Source organism: Achromobacter sp. GW823-FHT04E03 (assembly GCF_058796095.1).
The window spans coordinates 329,465-343,162 of record NZ_JBXAIJ010000002.1; the positions used below are offsets into that span (position 1 = coordinate 329,465).

Sequence of the window (13,698 nt, forward strand, 5' to 3'; positions counted from 1 at the left end):
GAGGCCCGCGCAATCGCTGGAGCTGCCCGCAGCTGGCGGCCCGGCGTCCAAGAATAACTAGCCGCAGCTGGCGCCCCAACACTCCATAGACCACTCCATGACCGCTAACCTTTCTACGATCACCTGCATCGAAGATCTGCGCGCCATTGCGCAGAAGCGCGTGCCGCGCATGTTCTACGACTACGCGGATTCCGGCGCCTGGACCGAAGGCACCTACCGTGCCAACGAAAGCGATTTCCAGAAGATCAAGCTGCGCCAGCGCGTGGCGGTGAACATGGAAGGCCGGTCGCTGCGCACCACCATGGTGGGCCACGACGTGACCATGCCGCTGGCGATCTCGCCCACGGGCCTGACCGGCATGCAGCATGCTGACGGCGAAATCCTGGCGGCCAAGGCGGCGGCGGACTTCGGCGTGCCCTTCACGCTGTCCACCATGAGCATCTGTTCGCTGGAAGACGTGGCCGCGGCCACCAAGAAACCCTTCTGGTTCCAGCTCTATGTGATGCGCGACCGCGAGTTCGTCGCCAACCTGATCGACCGCGCCAAGGCCGCCGGCTGCTCGGCGCTGGTGCTGACGCTGGACCTGCAGATCCTGGGCCAGCGCCACAAGGACATCAAGAACGGCCTGTCCACTCCGCCGAAGCCCACCCTGCGCAATCTCATCAACCTGGCCACCAAGCCGCGCTGGTGCATGGGCATGCTGGGCACCAAGCGCCGCACCTTCGGCAACATCGTCGGCCACGCCAAGGGCGTGAGCGACCTGTCCTCCCTGTCGGCATGGACCGCCGAACAATTCGACCCGCGCCTGAGCTGGGACGACGTCGAATGGATCAAGCAGCGTTGGGGCGGCAAGCTCATCATCAAGGGCATCCTGGATGTCGAGGACGCGCAGCTGGCCGCCAATAGCGGCGCCGACGCGCTCATCGTCAGCAACCACGGCGGGCGCCAGCTTGACGGCGCCATGTCGTCCATCGCCGCCCTGCCTTCGATCGCCGACGCCGTGGGTTCGAAGATCGAAGTGTGGATGGACGGCGGCGTGCGTTCCGGCCAGGACATCCTGAAGGCCGTGGCGCTGGGCGCGCGCGGCGCCATGATCGGCCGCGCCTTCCTTTACGGCCTGGGGGCCTATGGCCAGGCTGGCGTGACCCGCGTGCTGGAGATCCTGTACAAGGAAATGGATACGACGATGGCGCTGTGCGGCCGTCGCTCGATCGAGCCCGGCGACCGCAGCATCCTGCTGCCCGGAACCTACCCGAACTGAACGGTTCGGCGGCCCATGAGAAAAAGCCTGGATACGGTAGCGTGCCAGGCTTTTTTCGTTGGCGCGCCGGTTGGCGAGGTCGCATGAGCCCATGCAGGAGACTCTATGACGCGTAACAAACAAGATGGGCAGCGCCGCCTGGGCGCAGGCAGGCGGCTGCTGGGCGCGGCTCTGGCGGTGCTGTTGTCGGCCGGGGCGGCGGCGCAGCAGACCACGCTGTACGTGGGCATGAACGGCGGCGACATGGCGCGCGCGTTCTCGCAGTACGTATTTCCGGATTTCGAGCGCGCCCACAACGTCAGGATCGTGGTGGTGCCGGGCATGTCGACCGAGGTGCTGGCGCGCGCCCAGGCCGACAAGGGCAAGCCGCGGCTGCATCTCATGTTCCTGGACGACGGCGTCATGGCGCGCGCGATTTCCATGGGATTGTGCACGCAGCTCAACGAAGATCCGGTGCTGAAGGAGCTGTACCCCACCGCCCTGAAGAAGGACCGCATGGCCGCGGGCATCGACATCGGCATGACTGGCCTGGGCTACAACACCAAGGTGTTCGCCGAGCGGGGCTGGGCGCCGCCGACGTCGTGGATGGACCTCGCCGATCCGAAGTACCGGGGCCAGGTCGTGGTCCAGTCGGCTTCGAGCAGCACCTTCGGTCTGCACGCGTTCCTGATGATCAACCGCATCCTGGGCGGCGACGATCAGAACTATGGACCGGGCTTCGCGCACTGGCCGGCTGTGGTCGGCCCGAACGTGCGTGCATACCTGCCGGATTCGGCGCGCCTGGCCGACATGGTGCAGGCCGACGAGGCGGTGCTATTTCCCTGGACACCCACGGCCATCACCCGCCTGAAGAAGCGCGGCGTGCACGTGGAATATGCGCAGCCCAGGGAGGGCTCGATGATCCTGATGGTGGGCGAGTGCGTGGTCGCCGGCAATAGCGAACCGGAGCTGTCGCAGAAGCTGGCGCTGTACCTGCTGTCCGAGCAGGCGCAAGCGAAGGCGCTGGAGATGGGCGGGCATTTCCCGTCCAACCGCAATGTGCTGGCGCCAGCGGGCCACGCGGACGCGCTGCAGCGATTCCAGGGTTATATGTCGAACGCCAAGATACCGAACTGGGATCAGATCAACGAGACCCGGCCCGCGTTCAACGCGCGCTGGAACCGGGAGATCGGGCGCTGACGGCCTCCTGCCCGGGGTCGGGCAAAAAGCGCAAAATCTGCAAAGGCCGGCCCGCTACATTGCTCTCCAAGGAGACCGCATGAAGCCTGCAACCCTGAACCACTATGGCCAGCGCCTGGAACCCGTCCTGCGCTGGCTGGCGAGCCACCCCGACGCCGATCCGGACCTGTACCGGCTGGCCGAGCTGGCCTGCCTGTCGCCGTACCACTTCCATCGCGTCTACCGCGCCATGATGGGAGAGACGGTGAACGCCACCGTGCAGCGCATCCGCATGCACCGCGCGGCGGTGGCGTTGGGGAATTCCGAGGCTTCCTTGCGCGAGGTGGCGCAGCGCGCCGGCTATGAGTCGGACGCAGCGTTCAACCGGGCATTCGGCGCGACCTTCGGCATATCGCCGGGGCGCTACCGGGCTGTCCGCTCCCGTCCCTTCGACCCACAGGAGCTAGGCATGTATCCCATCAAGATCGAAACCTTTCCGGGCGCGACGCTGGCGGTCCTGTCGCATCGCGGCAGCTATCAGGAAATCGGCCCGCTGTTCACGCGCGCCTTCATGCTGGCCGTCAGCCGCGGCATCGCGCAGCCGGAGTCCATCGGCTACGGCGTGTATTTCGACGACCCCGAGCAGGTACCTGCGAGTCAGCTGCGGTCCATGGCCGGCATGTCGGTGGCGCCGGACGCCGACCTGGGCGGCGAGCTGGAGCGCTTCGAGATTCCGGAAGGCCGTTGCGCCATCCTGACGTACACCGGGCCCTATAACGAGATGGACAAGGCCTACAACTGGATGTTCTCGCAATGGCTGCCGGCCAGCGGCGAGGTGCCGGCGGACTTTCCCATGTTCGAGCAGTACCTGAACGACCCGCGCACCACGCCGCCGGCGCAATTGCAGACGCGTATCTGCATGCCGCTGAAGTAAGGCGCGGCGGTGTGAGCGCCGCGCCCGACGCGCTCAGCGGGCCGGCGTCTGGAAGCTGACCTGGCTCGGACGGCCTGGCAGGTTCAGGGTGGCGGTGGCGGGCGGCGTGGTCGCCACTACCTGCCCCGCGCGCAGCACCATCAGGCGGGTGGCGCGCAGGCGCAGCGCCTCGACGGCGTCGCGCGCCTGCAGCAGCACCAGATCGGCGCGCTTGCCGACGGCCAGGCCGGTCTCGTCCAGGCCCAGGATCCTGGCCGGCGTGGTGGTGACGGCTTCGAAACAGGCGCGCATGGCGTCCTGGCCCGTCATCTGGGCCACGTGCAGGCCCATGTGCGCCACTTCCAGCATGTCGCCCGAACCCAGGCTGTACCAGGGGTCCATCACGCAGTCATGGCCGAAAGCCACGGGCACGCCAGCGGCCAGCAGCTCGGGCACGCGCGTCATGCCGCGGCGCTTCGGATAGGTATCGTGGCGGCCTTGCAGCGTGATGTTGATCAGCGGGTTGGCGATGGCGGACACGCCGGCTTCGCGCATCAGCGGAATCAGCTTGGAGACGTAGTAGTTGTCCATGGAGTGCATGGACGTCAGGTGCGAACCCGTCACGCGGCCTTGCAGGCCCAGGCGCTGCGTGTGGTACGCCAGCGTCTCGATGTGGCGCGAGAGCGGGTCGTCGCTTTCATCGCAGTGCATGTCCACGCGCAGGCCGCGTTCGGCCGCCAGTTCGCACAGGATGCGCACCGATTCCGCGCCGTCCTGCATGGTGCGTTCGAAGTGCGGAATGCCGCCCACCACGTCCACGCCCATGTCCAGCGCGCGCTTGAGGTTGTCCAGGGCGCCGGGGGCGCGCAACACGCCGTCCTGCGGGAACGCGACCAGTTGCAGGTCCAGGTAGGGTTTGACCTTCTCGCGCACGTGCAGCAACGCTTCCGTGGCCAGGAGGCGCGGATCGCACACGTCCACATGCGAGCGGATGGCCAGCAGGCCGCGCGCCACGGCCCAGTCGCAATAGGCCAGCGCGCGCTCGACCAGCGCTTCCTGCGTCAACAGCGGCTTGAGCTCGCCCCACAGCGCGATGCCTTCCAGCAGCGTGCCGGACTGATTCACGCGCGGCAGTCCGAAGGACAGCGTGGAGTCCATATGGAAGTGCGCGTCGACGAAAGGCGGCGCCACCAGCTGGCCCGCCGCGTCCACGGTCTGCGCGGCCTCGGCCTTCAGCGCCGGCTCCAGCGCCACGATGCGGCCGCCGGCGATGCCGATGTCGATGTTCTGGCGGCCATCGGGCAGCGTGCAGTGTCTAAGAATCAGATCGAGCATGGAAGTCCTTGCGGAAGGTTTCTGTTGTTCATGGTACTGCGCGCAACCTTCAGCGCTCTCCCTTGCGGTAGGGCTTCATCAGGGCTTGCGGGTAGGCGGCGCGGCGCGCCATCACCACCAGGGCGAGGATGGACAGGACGTAGGGCAGCATCAGATAGACCTGGTACGGCAACTCCGGCAGGCCGGGCAGCGCTGCGCCGCCTTGCTGCATGCGCAATTGCAGCGCGTCGAAGAAGGCGAAGATCAGTGCGCCCAGCAGCGCCTTGCCGGGCCGCCACGACGCGAACACCACCAACGCCACGCAAACCCAGCCGCGGCCGTTGACCATGTTGAAGAAGAAGGCGTTGAACGCCGCCAGCGTCAGGAAGCTGCCGGCCACGCCCATCAGTGCGGAGCCTGCCACGATGGCGCCCATGCGCAGGCGCGTCACTGACAGGCCCTGCCCTTCGGCCGCGGCCGGGTTTTCGCCCACCATGCGGATCGCCAGGCCGACGGGCGTGCGGTTCAGCACCCAGGCCAGTATCGGCACTGCGGCCAGGGCCAGCAAGGTCATGGGCGTCTGCCCCGCCAGCACCGGCCCGATGAGCGGAATGCCGTCCAGGAACTTCATTTCCGCAAACGGCGTGATCGTGGGCGGCGTGTTCACGCTGGGAAACGTGACGCGGTAGGCGAAGTAGCTCAGGCTGGTGGCCAGTAGCGTCACGCCCAGGCCGGACACGTGCTGCGACAGGCCCAGCGGCACGGTCAGCACGGCGTGCAGCAGGCCGAACACGGCGCCCGCAAACGCGGCTGCAAGCACGCCCACGTAGAGCGGCGCGCCCAGGTACACCACCAGCCAGCCGGTGAAGGCGCCGGCGGCCATGATGCCTTCGATGCCCAGGTTCAGCACGCCCGCGCGCTCGCACAGCAGTACGCCCAGCGTGCCCAGTATCAGCGGCGTCGCCAGGCGCAGTACCGCCACCCAGAACGCCGACGAGCTCATCAGATCCATCCATTCCATGGCGCGCTCCTCAGGCCCGGTTGCGGCGCAGGCGGTACTGCGCGAATAGCGTCGCGACCAGCATGGCGAGCAACGAAGTGGCGACGATGACGTCGGCGATGTAGTTCGGCACCGCAATGGCGCGGCTCATGCTGTCCGCGCCCACCAGCATGCCGGCCACGAACAGGCTGGCCAGGATCACGCCCAGCGGATGCAGGCCGGCCAGCATGGCGACCACCACGCCGGTGTAGCCATAGCCCGGCGACATATCGAGCGTGACGTAGCCGGTGCGGCCCGCTACTTCGATCGCGCCGGCCAGGCCGGCCAGCGCGCCCGACAGCATGGCGGTGCCCAGCATCACACGGTTCACCGGCAAGCCCAGGAAGCGCGAGGCGTGCGCGTTGGCGCCGACCGCGCGCATCTGGAAGCCGAACACGGTATAGCGATTCAGCAGCCACAGCCCCAGCGCCAGGCCGGCCGCCCACAAGAGGCCGGTATGGGCGCGGGTGCGCTCGATCAGCTTGCCGAGCTCCAGGTCGCCGTTGAGCGCCACGGACTGCGGCCAGCCCATGGCCATGGGATCCTTCATGGGGCCGTCCAGCATCATCGACACGAACAGCAGCACGATGAAGTTGCCCAGCAGCGTGGTCACCACTTCATCCACGCCCAGCCGGGTCTTGAGAATGGCGGGGATCAGCAGCAGCAAGGCGCCGGCCAGGGCTGCCGCCAGCATCATGCCGGCAAACAGCGCGGGCACGGGCAGGTCGAAGCCGGTGCCGTCATGCAGGCCGCCCACCGCCACCGCGGCCAGTGCGCCCAGATATAGCTGGCCCTCGGCGCCGATGTTGTAGAAGCGCGCGCGGAATGCCACTGCACAGGCTAGGCCGGTCAGCATTAGCGGAGTGGCGCGGGTCAGTGTTTCGGACAGCGCAAAGCGCGAGCCGAACGCGCCTTCGAATAGCAAGGCATAGGTGCGGCCCACGGGGGCGCCAGCCCAGGCCACCAGCAGGGTGCAGACCGCCAGCGTGAAGGCGATGGCCGCGAAGGGCGCCAGGGCCAGCGCCAGGCGGCTGGGCTCCGGGCGGCGTTCCAGGATCAGTTTCATGCGAGTAATGCTCGATAGGTAGTGGAGACGCGCGGGACGCAGCGGGTTTTCATCCCTGCGTGCCCGTCATGGCCAGGCCCACCGTGGCGGGCGTCCATTCGGACACCGGCTTCACGGCGATCAGCTTGCCGCCGCACAGCACGGCGATGCGGTCGGCCAGCGCGAAGATCTCTTCCAGGTCCTCGGATACCAGCAGGACGCCTGCGCCACGGGTGCGCGCTGCCAGCAACTGCTCGCGTACATAGGCGACCGCGCCGATGTCCAGGCCCCAGGTGGGCTGGTCGGCCACGATGAAGCGCGGTTCGCGCGCCAGCGTGCGGCCCAGGATCAGCTTCTGCATGTTGCCCCCGGACAGGCTGCGGGTGCGTACGTCCAGCGACGCGGCCCGCACGTCGAACTGCTTGGCCAGGGCCTGGGCATAGGCTTTGCCGGCACGCGCCCGGATCAGGCCCCAACGCGCGAAGCGCGGGTCCTTCAGGTCTTCGACAATGGCGTTTTCCCACAAGGGGCTGTCGCCGATCACGCCTTCGCCGTGGCGGTCTTCAGGGATGCGGCCGACGTGGGCCGCGGTCCAGCCGGCCGGCGTCGTGGGCGCCGCCGCATGCTCGGGGCCCAGGCGGATGGTGCCGTCGGTGGGCTGGCGCAGGCCGGTCAGCACCGACACCAGCGCCTGCTGGCCGTTGCCGGCCACGCCTGCGATCGCCACGATTTCGTGCTTGTGGACAACCAGGTCCAGGCTGTCCAGGCGCGTCGTCCCGTCGCGACCGTCGCGCACGGTCACTTGAGACAAGGTCACTACGGGCGCGGCCTGCTCGGCCGCGGCCACGGCTTCGGCGTGCGGCATGACGACCTTGCGGCCCACCATCAGCTCGGCCAATTCGGCCGGGCTGGTGCTGGCGGTTTCGCGCTCGGCCACCAGCTTGCCCTGGCGCAGTACCGCCACGCGGCCCGACACCGCCATGACTTCGTCGAGCTTGTGCGAGATGAAGATCACGGCCAGGCCTTCATCGACGAAGCCGCGCAGGGTGGCAAAGAGGTCCTGCACTTCCTGCGGCGTGAGCACCGCGGTCGGCTCGTCCAGGATCAGGACGCGCGCGCCGCGGTACAGCGCCTTCAGGATCTCGACTCGCTGCTTCTCGCCGACTGACAGCGTGCCGACGCGCGCGTCCGGATCCACACCCAGGCCGAAGCGTTGGCCGAGTTCAACCAGGCGCTGGCGCGCCTTGCCGCGGCCGGACGCCAGCTTCCACAGCGATTCCGTGCCGACCATGATGTTGTCCAGCACGGTCAGGTTGTCGGCCAGCGTGAAGTGCTGATGCACCATGCCGACCCCGGCCGCCAGCGCGGCGTCGGGCCGGCCGGCCGGCAAGGCCTGGCCGAAGACTTCGATGTTGCCGGCGTCGGCCACGTAATGGCCGAACAGGATCGACACCAGGGTCGATTTGCCGGCGCCGTTCTCGCCCAGCAAGGCCAACACTTCGCCCTGGCGCAGCGTGAGCGATATGTCGTCGTTGGCCGTGAGGCTGCCAAAGCGTTTGGTGATCCCCGTCAGTTGCAGGGCGAGAGGCGCGTGGTTCATCGTGCCGAGGACTTGGGTTCTTTGTCGTTGACCTTGACGCTGAAGCTGCCGTCCAGGATGGCCTTCTGCTTGGCCTGGACCTTGGCCATCAGGTCGGCGGGAATCTTGCTTTCGAAGGTGCCCAGCGGCGCCAGCGAGGAACCCTTGTGCTTCATCAGAGAATACTGGCCGTAGTCGTCGGCCTTGAACGTGCCGGCGCGCACCTGCTTGAGCGCTTCCTCGATGGTGGGTTCCATGCTCCACAGCGCCGAGGCGACCACGGTCTCCGGATACTGCTGCTGCGTGTCGATGACGTTGCCGATGGCCAGCTTGCCGCGTTCCTTGGCGGCGTCCGACACGCCGAAGCGCTCGGCGTAGAGCACGTCCGCGCCCTTGTCGATCATGGCGAAGGCGGCTTCCTTGGCCTTCGGGGGATCGAACCAGGAACCGATGAAGGTCACGGTGAATTCGGCCTGCGGGTTCACTTCCTTGGCGCCTTCGATGAAGGCGTGCATCAGGCGGTTCACTTCAGGAATGGGGTAGCCGCCCACCAGGCCGATCTTGCCCGTCTTGCTCATGCCGCCGGCGATCATGCCGGTCAGGTAGGCGGGTTCCTGGATGTAGTTGTCGAACACCGAGAAGTTGGGCTGCTGCGGCTTGCCCGAGGAGCCCATCAGGAAAGCGGTCTGCGGATAGTCCTTGGCCACCTTGCGGGCGGCGGCTTCCACGGCGAAGGCCTCGCCCACCACCAGCTTGTTGCCTTGTTCCGCGTACTGGCGCATCACGCGCTCGTAGTCGGCGTTGGTGACGTTTTCCGAGAACGTGTATTCGATCTCGCCGCGATCGCGGGCCGCGACCAGCGCCTTGTGGATGCGCGACACCCATTGCTGTTCGACCGGCACCGTGTAGATGGCGGCGACCTTGGTCTTGGCGGGCGCCTGGGCCAGGGCGGCGCCCGAGAACATCAGCGCGCCGGCGGCGGCCGCGGCCAGCTTGAGCAGGCCGCGGCGGGCGATGCCGGCGACGGACGGGGTGGAAGAGGCTTTCATGCGGGTGACTCCTGCGAAGGGAGGGAAAGGGATGGGAATTGGAGGCGATGCGCGTTCGACGCCGTCCTGCGCGCCGCTGCTGCGCGCGCGGCAGCGCCCGGTTCCCTATGGCAGCCGCTGGCAGGCGTGCCGGGGCTAGCGTACGGGAACGAGGGCGTGGGATCGGTCATCGAATGGGAGCGCCAGGAGGCGCACCCATCCGAATGGTCGGGTTCGCAGCCAGCCCTGGCGAAGCAATTTGTATGCCATGGGGCATTCCCGCGACAAGTCGGGGAAACCTGATGGCCGGGCAGGATTATAGGCACCCTGGCGGGGATTGGTGGCACCAGAGCGGTGCGTGTCTGCCAAGGGGTGGACAGAGTGCGTAACCAGGTCAAAGTTCAGGGAGTCTGAAATTTCATCTGGGCAGGGGGCAAGAATCCTGGCGACGCTTCATTATTGGGCCTTGAACTCTGTTTGCACACTGGCGAAGGAAACAGAGCGGGCAGGTACACGCCAGTCTGAGAGAGTGGCGGCGGTGCGGGCCGACTTGACGTATCGGTCGCACAAATAGGGAGGCCCCACCGAAGTGGGGCCATCGTTCGGACCTAGTTGCATCACCAGCATTCACATCTGGGAGTGGCTTTTCTAGGGCAGCGCGTTGACTGTACCGTTTTTGAGCATGACTTTCAACCAAGCTTTCGGCGATGTGTGCAGGAGCGCCCTGCTTGGAAGGGGAGAATAGGACTAATGGAATGGAAACTGCGGGAAACGGTGTTCTCCGCCCCGCGAATGGGGCGCTATCTGAACAGCTATGGCGGAGACGCGTTGCGGGCGGCCGTTGCCTACGATCACAATGTCCGGTTGGCGCAGGCGCTGATGCCCGCCTTGCAGACAATGGAGATCGTTCTTCGCAACGCCGTCCATCGAAGCCTGAGCAGGTCGATGGGAAGCGCCGACTGGTGGAATGGTCTGCCCTCCCCTGAGTTCGAGTGGCTGCACGTGGCGGTGGGAGACGCGGGGATCAAGATCCAGCGACGCCGGGAACGCGTCACTACTGACAAGATCGTTGCCGAATTGACTTTTGGATCGTGGACGCGGCTGTTCAATGCCCAGCATGGGCGCACGTTATGGGGGCGCCTCCTCCTGGCCTTTCCCACCTGTCCGAAAGCCAAGCGCCGACGTGGCCCGATCAGTTCGTCCCTGAACCGCATTCGGGATTTGCGCAACCGGGTCATGCACCATGAACCGCTGCTGTGGGTAGAGCCTTCGGTGAAGGATATCCATGGCGATATCCAGGAGGTCCTGGATTGGATCGATCCGGGCATCAACCGCTGGCTCGTCCATCACGACTCCTTGCCAGCGAGATGGGCTGAATGCGCGGCGATTTGAACCGTCCAGCCCAGACTGAACGAAATTCGATGCATGGAACGGGCCGTTGCGGCTGCCCACACCCCGATCCAGGGCCCGCGCGCCTAAAATCCCAGGCATGAGCCGCGCGCGTGGCGTGGCAAGCTGGAAGACCCCATGCAAGATATACAACTGCTGCTGGAACAGTACGGCGGGTGGCTGGTGTTCGCCAACGTGCTGGTCGAGCAGGCCGGCCTGCCGGTGCCCGCCTATCCCATGCTGATTGCCGCCGGCGCGCTGGCCGGCGCAGGTGGGTGGCTCGTGCCCTGGATGGCGGCTACGGTCGCCTGCCTGCTGGCCGACAGCCTTTGGTACGTGGCCGGCCAGCGCTACGGCTCGCGCCTGTTGGGCGTGATCTGCAAGATGTCGCTGTCGCAGGACTCCTGCATCCGGCAGACGCAGCGCCTGTACCTGCGCATCGGCGTGCGCGCGCTGCTGGTGTGCAAGTTCCTGCCTGGCGCGGGGGCGTTGTCCACCGTGATGGCGGGCCTGACGGGTACGCCCTACCGCCGTTTCCTGGGCTACGACATCGTGGGCTCCCTGATCTGGTCGGGTTCGGCCCTGCTGCTGGGCGGCCTGTTCCACAACGTGGTCAACGATGTGCTGGAAATCCTAGGCACCTACGGTGCGATGGGGCTGGGCGTGCTGGCGGCGGTGCTGGCGCTGTACATCCTGGCGCGCTTCCTGCGGCGCCGGATCCTGCTGCGCAGCCTGCGCGTGATTCCGCGCCTGTCAGTGGACGAGCTGATGCAGTGGCGCCAGGACGGCCGCAATGCGCTGGTGTTCGACGTGCGCCCCGAGGCGGTGCGCGAAGAGCAGCGCATCCCCGGCGCCATCGCCGTGGACCTGAAAGCGCCCTTGCCCCGGCTGGATGCCCAGGCGCTGGAATCCGACATCGTCGTGTACTGCGCCTGCCCCAACGAGGTGTCGGCCGCGCTGCTGGCGTCGCGGCTGCGCGCCGCGGGCTACCCCAAGACCTGGGCCTTGCGCGGCGGTTACCAAGCCTGGCAGGAGCACGAACACCCGCTCCCCCCGCAAGGCGCATAATTCCGCCATGAGCCCGCGCAGACGGCGGGCGGCCTACAAGGAGAGACAGGCATGCGGATTTTGTTCTTGGGCGCCGGCGGCACCGGCGGCTACTTTGGCGGACGGGCGGCCCAGGCGGGCGCGGACGTGACCTTCCTGGTGCGCGAGCCGCGCGCCGCGCGGATCCGCGAACAGGGCCTGCGCATCAAGAGCCCGCTGGGCGATGCCACGCTGCAGCCGCAGCTGGTCACGCAACAGACCCTGCAAGGCAGCTACGACGTGGTGGTGCTGAGCTGCAAGGCCTATGACCTGGCCAGCGCCATCGAGGCCATCCGTCCCGCGGTCGGGCCCGATACCGCCGTGCTGCCAATCATGAACGGCGTGCTGCAGTACGACGTGCTGGACCGCGAATTCGAGCCGCATCGTGTGCTGGGCGGACTGTGCCAGATCAACGCCACCCTGGGCCCCGAGGGCGAAGTGGTGCATCTGGGCAAGTACGCCAACATCGTCTTCGGCGAACGCGCCGGCCCCGCCCGCAGCGAACGCTGCGTCGCGCTGGAACAGGCCCTGGCCGGCGGCGAATACGTCAGCCGCCTGAGCACCGACATCTACCAGGACATCTGGGAAAAATACGTGTTCCTGACCACGCTGGCCGCAGCCACCTGCCTGATGCGCGGCTCGGTCGGGCAGATTGCCTCTACCGACGACGGCATCGACATCATGAGCGGGCTGCTGCAGGAATCGCAGGCCGTTGCCGCCGCGTCGGGCCACGCCGTGCGGCCGGAGGCTGACGCCTCGGCGCGCAAGCTGATTACCGACCGTACCCAGCCCGTCACCGCGTCGATGTTCCGCGACCTGAGCCAGGGACTGCCGGTGGAGGCCGACCACATCGTCGGCGACATGGTGCGGCGCGCCCGCACCCTGGGCGTGGACGCGACCTACCTGCGCACGGCTTACGCGCATCTGCAGGTCTATCAGGCGCAGCGCGCCGCGGCCTGAACGCCGCCCTGTCTGGCGGCCCCCTGTTCAAGCGGGCCCGCCGGGAGCACACTGGCCTGACGGCGGCGAAGACGCCGGCAGGGCTGCCTCTTCGGTTCGTTCCGGGTGGGTTTGCCAGGTATTGGTGCATAAATTGCAAAAAACTCATCCGGTTTTACGGGTTTTTTGATCGGATTTGTACGAATAGTATGGCTTTGCCTGAGCCGGAGCGTTGCGCCGCAAGTTGCGGCGGCTCTGGCTCCCCTACCCAAGGAGCAAGACCATGAAAGTTGCATTGATCGGAATCACCGGCCGCGTGGGTTCGCGCGTGGCGGACGAATTGCTCAAGCGCGGCCACCAGGTCACGGGCATCGCCCGCAACCTGTCCGACGTGAATCCGCAGCTCGGCCTGACCATCAAGCAGGGCGACGCCACCGATCCCGAAGCGCTGACCTCGTTGCTGAAGGGCCACGACGCCGTGATCAGCGCGTCGCGCTTCGTATCGTCGGACGCCAAGCCGCTCCTGAGCGCCGTGAAGGACGCGGGCGTGCCGCGCCTGCTGGTGGTCGGCGGCGCGGGCAGCCTGCTGGTCGCCCCAGGCAAGATGCTGATCGACACCCCCGAATTCCCCGATGCCTACAAGCCCGAGGCGCGCGCCGGCGTGGTGTTCCTGGACACGCTGCGCCATGAAAAAGTGCTGAACTGGACCTTCCTGTCGCCTTCGGCGCTGTTCGAGCCGGGCGAGCGCACTGGCCAGTTCCGTTTGGGCGATGACACCCTGCTGGCCGATGACGAAGGCAAGAGCTGGATCTCGATGGAAGACTATGCCATTGCGCTGGTCGATGAACTCGAAACGCCCAAGCATTCGCGCCGCCGCTATACCGTCGGCTATTGATCCCGGCCGTCCGCGGATCACGAAGGGCCTCGGCAAGAGGCCCTTTCCATTG

General features: G+C 67.0%; 12 protein-coding genes. 7 read left to right on the forward strand and 5 right to left on the reverse strand.

What is annotated here, in order from left to right; genetic code table 11:
• The first annotated feature begins 97 nt into the window (after positions 1-97).
• From AC1RHV_RS12835 to AC1RHV_RS12845, 3 genes are all read left to right on the forward strand, one after another.
• On the forward strand, positions 98-1,261 hold the full coding sequence (locus AC1RHV_RS12835) for an alpha-hydroxy acid oxidase (RefSeq protein ID WP_054455749.1): 1,164 nt from the start codon (positions 98-100) through the stop codon (positions 1,259-1,261).
• A 105-nt stretch (positions 1,262-1,366) separates the two neighbouring features.
• Positions 1,367-2,440: an extracellular solute-binding protein gene (locus AC1RHV_RS12840; protein WP_119449787.1), complete on the forward strand. Its 1,074-nt coding sequence runs from the start codon at positions 1,367-1,369 to the stop codon at positions 2,438-2,440.
• 79 nt (positions 2,441-2,519) lie between these two features.
• A complete protein-coding gene (locus tag AC1RHV_RS12845; protein ID WP_119449788.1) occupies positions 2,520-3,353 on the forward strand; it encodes an AraC family transcriptional regulator in 834 nt (277 codons plus the stop codon).
• A 33-nt stretch (positions 3,354-3,386) separates the two neighbouring features.
• On the opposite strand, the gene AC1RHV_RS12850 is transcribed toward AC1RHV_RS12845, so the two are convergent.
• From AC1RHV_RS12850 to AC1RHV_RS12870, 5 genes are read right to left on the reverse strand one after another with little or no spacing between them, the layout of a single operon-like run.
• Positions 3,387-4,667, reverse strand: a complete 1,281-nt coding sequence (locus AC1RHV_RS12850) for an amidohydrolase family protein (protein ID WP_192493104.1) — start codon at positions 4,665-4,667, stop codon at positions 3,387-3,389.
• A gap of 49 nt (positions 4,668-4,716) precedes the next feature.
• Positions 4,717-5,667: an ABC transporter permease gene (locus AC1RHV_RS12855; protein WP_054455740.1), complete on the reverse strand. Its 951-nt coding sequence runs from the start codon at positions 5,665-5,667 to the stop codon at positions 4,717-4,719.
• 10 nt (positions 5,668-5,677) lie between these two features.
• Positions 5,678-6,751, reverse strand: a complete 1,074-nt coding sequence (locus AC1RHV_RS12860) for an ABC transporter permease (RefSeq protein ID WP_054455738.1) — start codon at positions 6,749-6,751, stop codon at positions 5,678-5,680.
• Between the two features lie 49 nt (positions 6,752-6,800).
• A complete protein-coding gene (locus tag AC1RHV_RS12865) occupies positions 6,801-8,330 on the reverse strand; it encodes an ABC transporter ATP-binding protein (protein ID WP_492300975.1) in 1,530 nt (509 codons plus the stop codon).
• A complete protein-coding gene (locus AC1RHV_RS12870) occupies positions 8,327-9,358 on the reverse strand; it encodes a BMP family protein (protein ID WP_082401099.1) in 1,032 nt (343 codons plus the stop codon). The genes AC1RHV_RS12865 and AC1RHV_RS12870 overlap by 4 nt, the downstream gene beginning before the upstream one ends.
• A 729-nt stretch (positions 9,359-10,087) precedes the next feature.
• Here AC1RHV_RS12870 and AC1RHV_RS12875 point away from each other — a divergent pair.
• From AC1RHV_RS12875 to AC1RHV_RS12890, 4 genes are all read left to right on the forward strand, one after another.
• Positions 10,088-10,729 carry a hypothetical protein gene (locus AC1RHV_RS12875; RefSeq protein ID WP_119449791.1) on the forward strand — a complete coding sequence of 214 codons (642 nt, stop codon included), beginning with the start codon at positions 10,088-10,090 and terminating at the stop codon, positions 10,727-10,729.
• Between the two features lie 135 nt (positions 10,730-10,864).
• The gene (locus AC1RHV_RS12880) at positions 10,865-11,794 is read left to right on the forward strand and encodes a DedA family protein/thiosulfate sulfurtransferase GlpE (RefSeq protein ID WP_054455735.1); all 930 of its coding nucleotides are present in this window, start codon (positions 10,865-10,867) and stop codon (positions 11,792-11,794) included.
• 51 nt (positions 11,795-11,845) lie between these two features.
• On the forward strand, positions 11,846-12,772 hold the full coding sequence (gene panE, locus AC1RHV_RS12885; protein ID WP_054455733.1) for a 2-dehydropantoate 2-reductase: 927 nt from the start codon (positions 11,846-11,848) through the stop codon (positions 12,770-12,772).
• 262 nt (positions 12,773-13,034) lie between these two features.
• Positions 13,035-13,646 carry an NAD(P)-dependent oxidoreductase gene (locus AC1RHV_RS12890; protein WP_054455731.1) on the forward strand — a complete coding sequence of 204 codons (612 nt, stop codon included), beginning with the start codon at positions 13,035-13,037 and terminating at the stop codon, positions 13,644-13,646.
• Positions 13,647-13,698 lie beyond the last annotated feature (52 nt).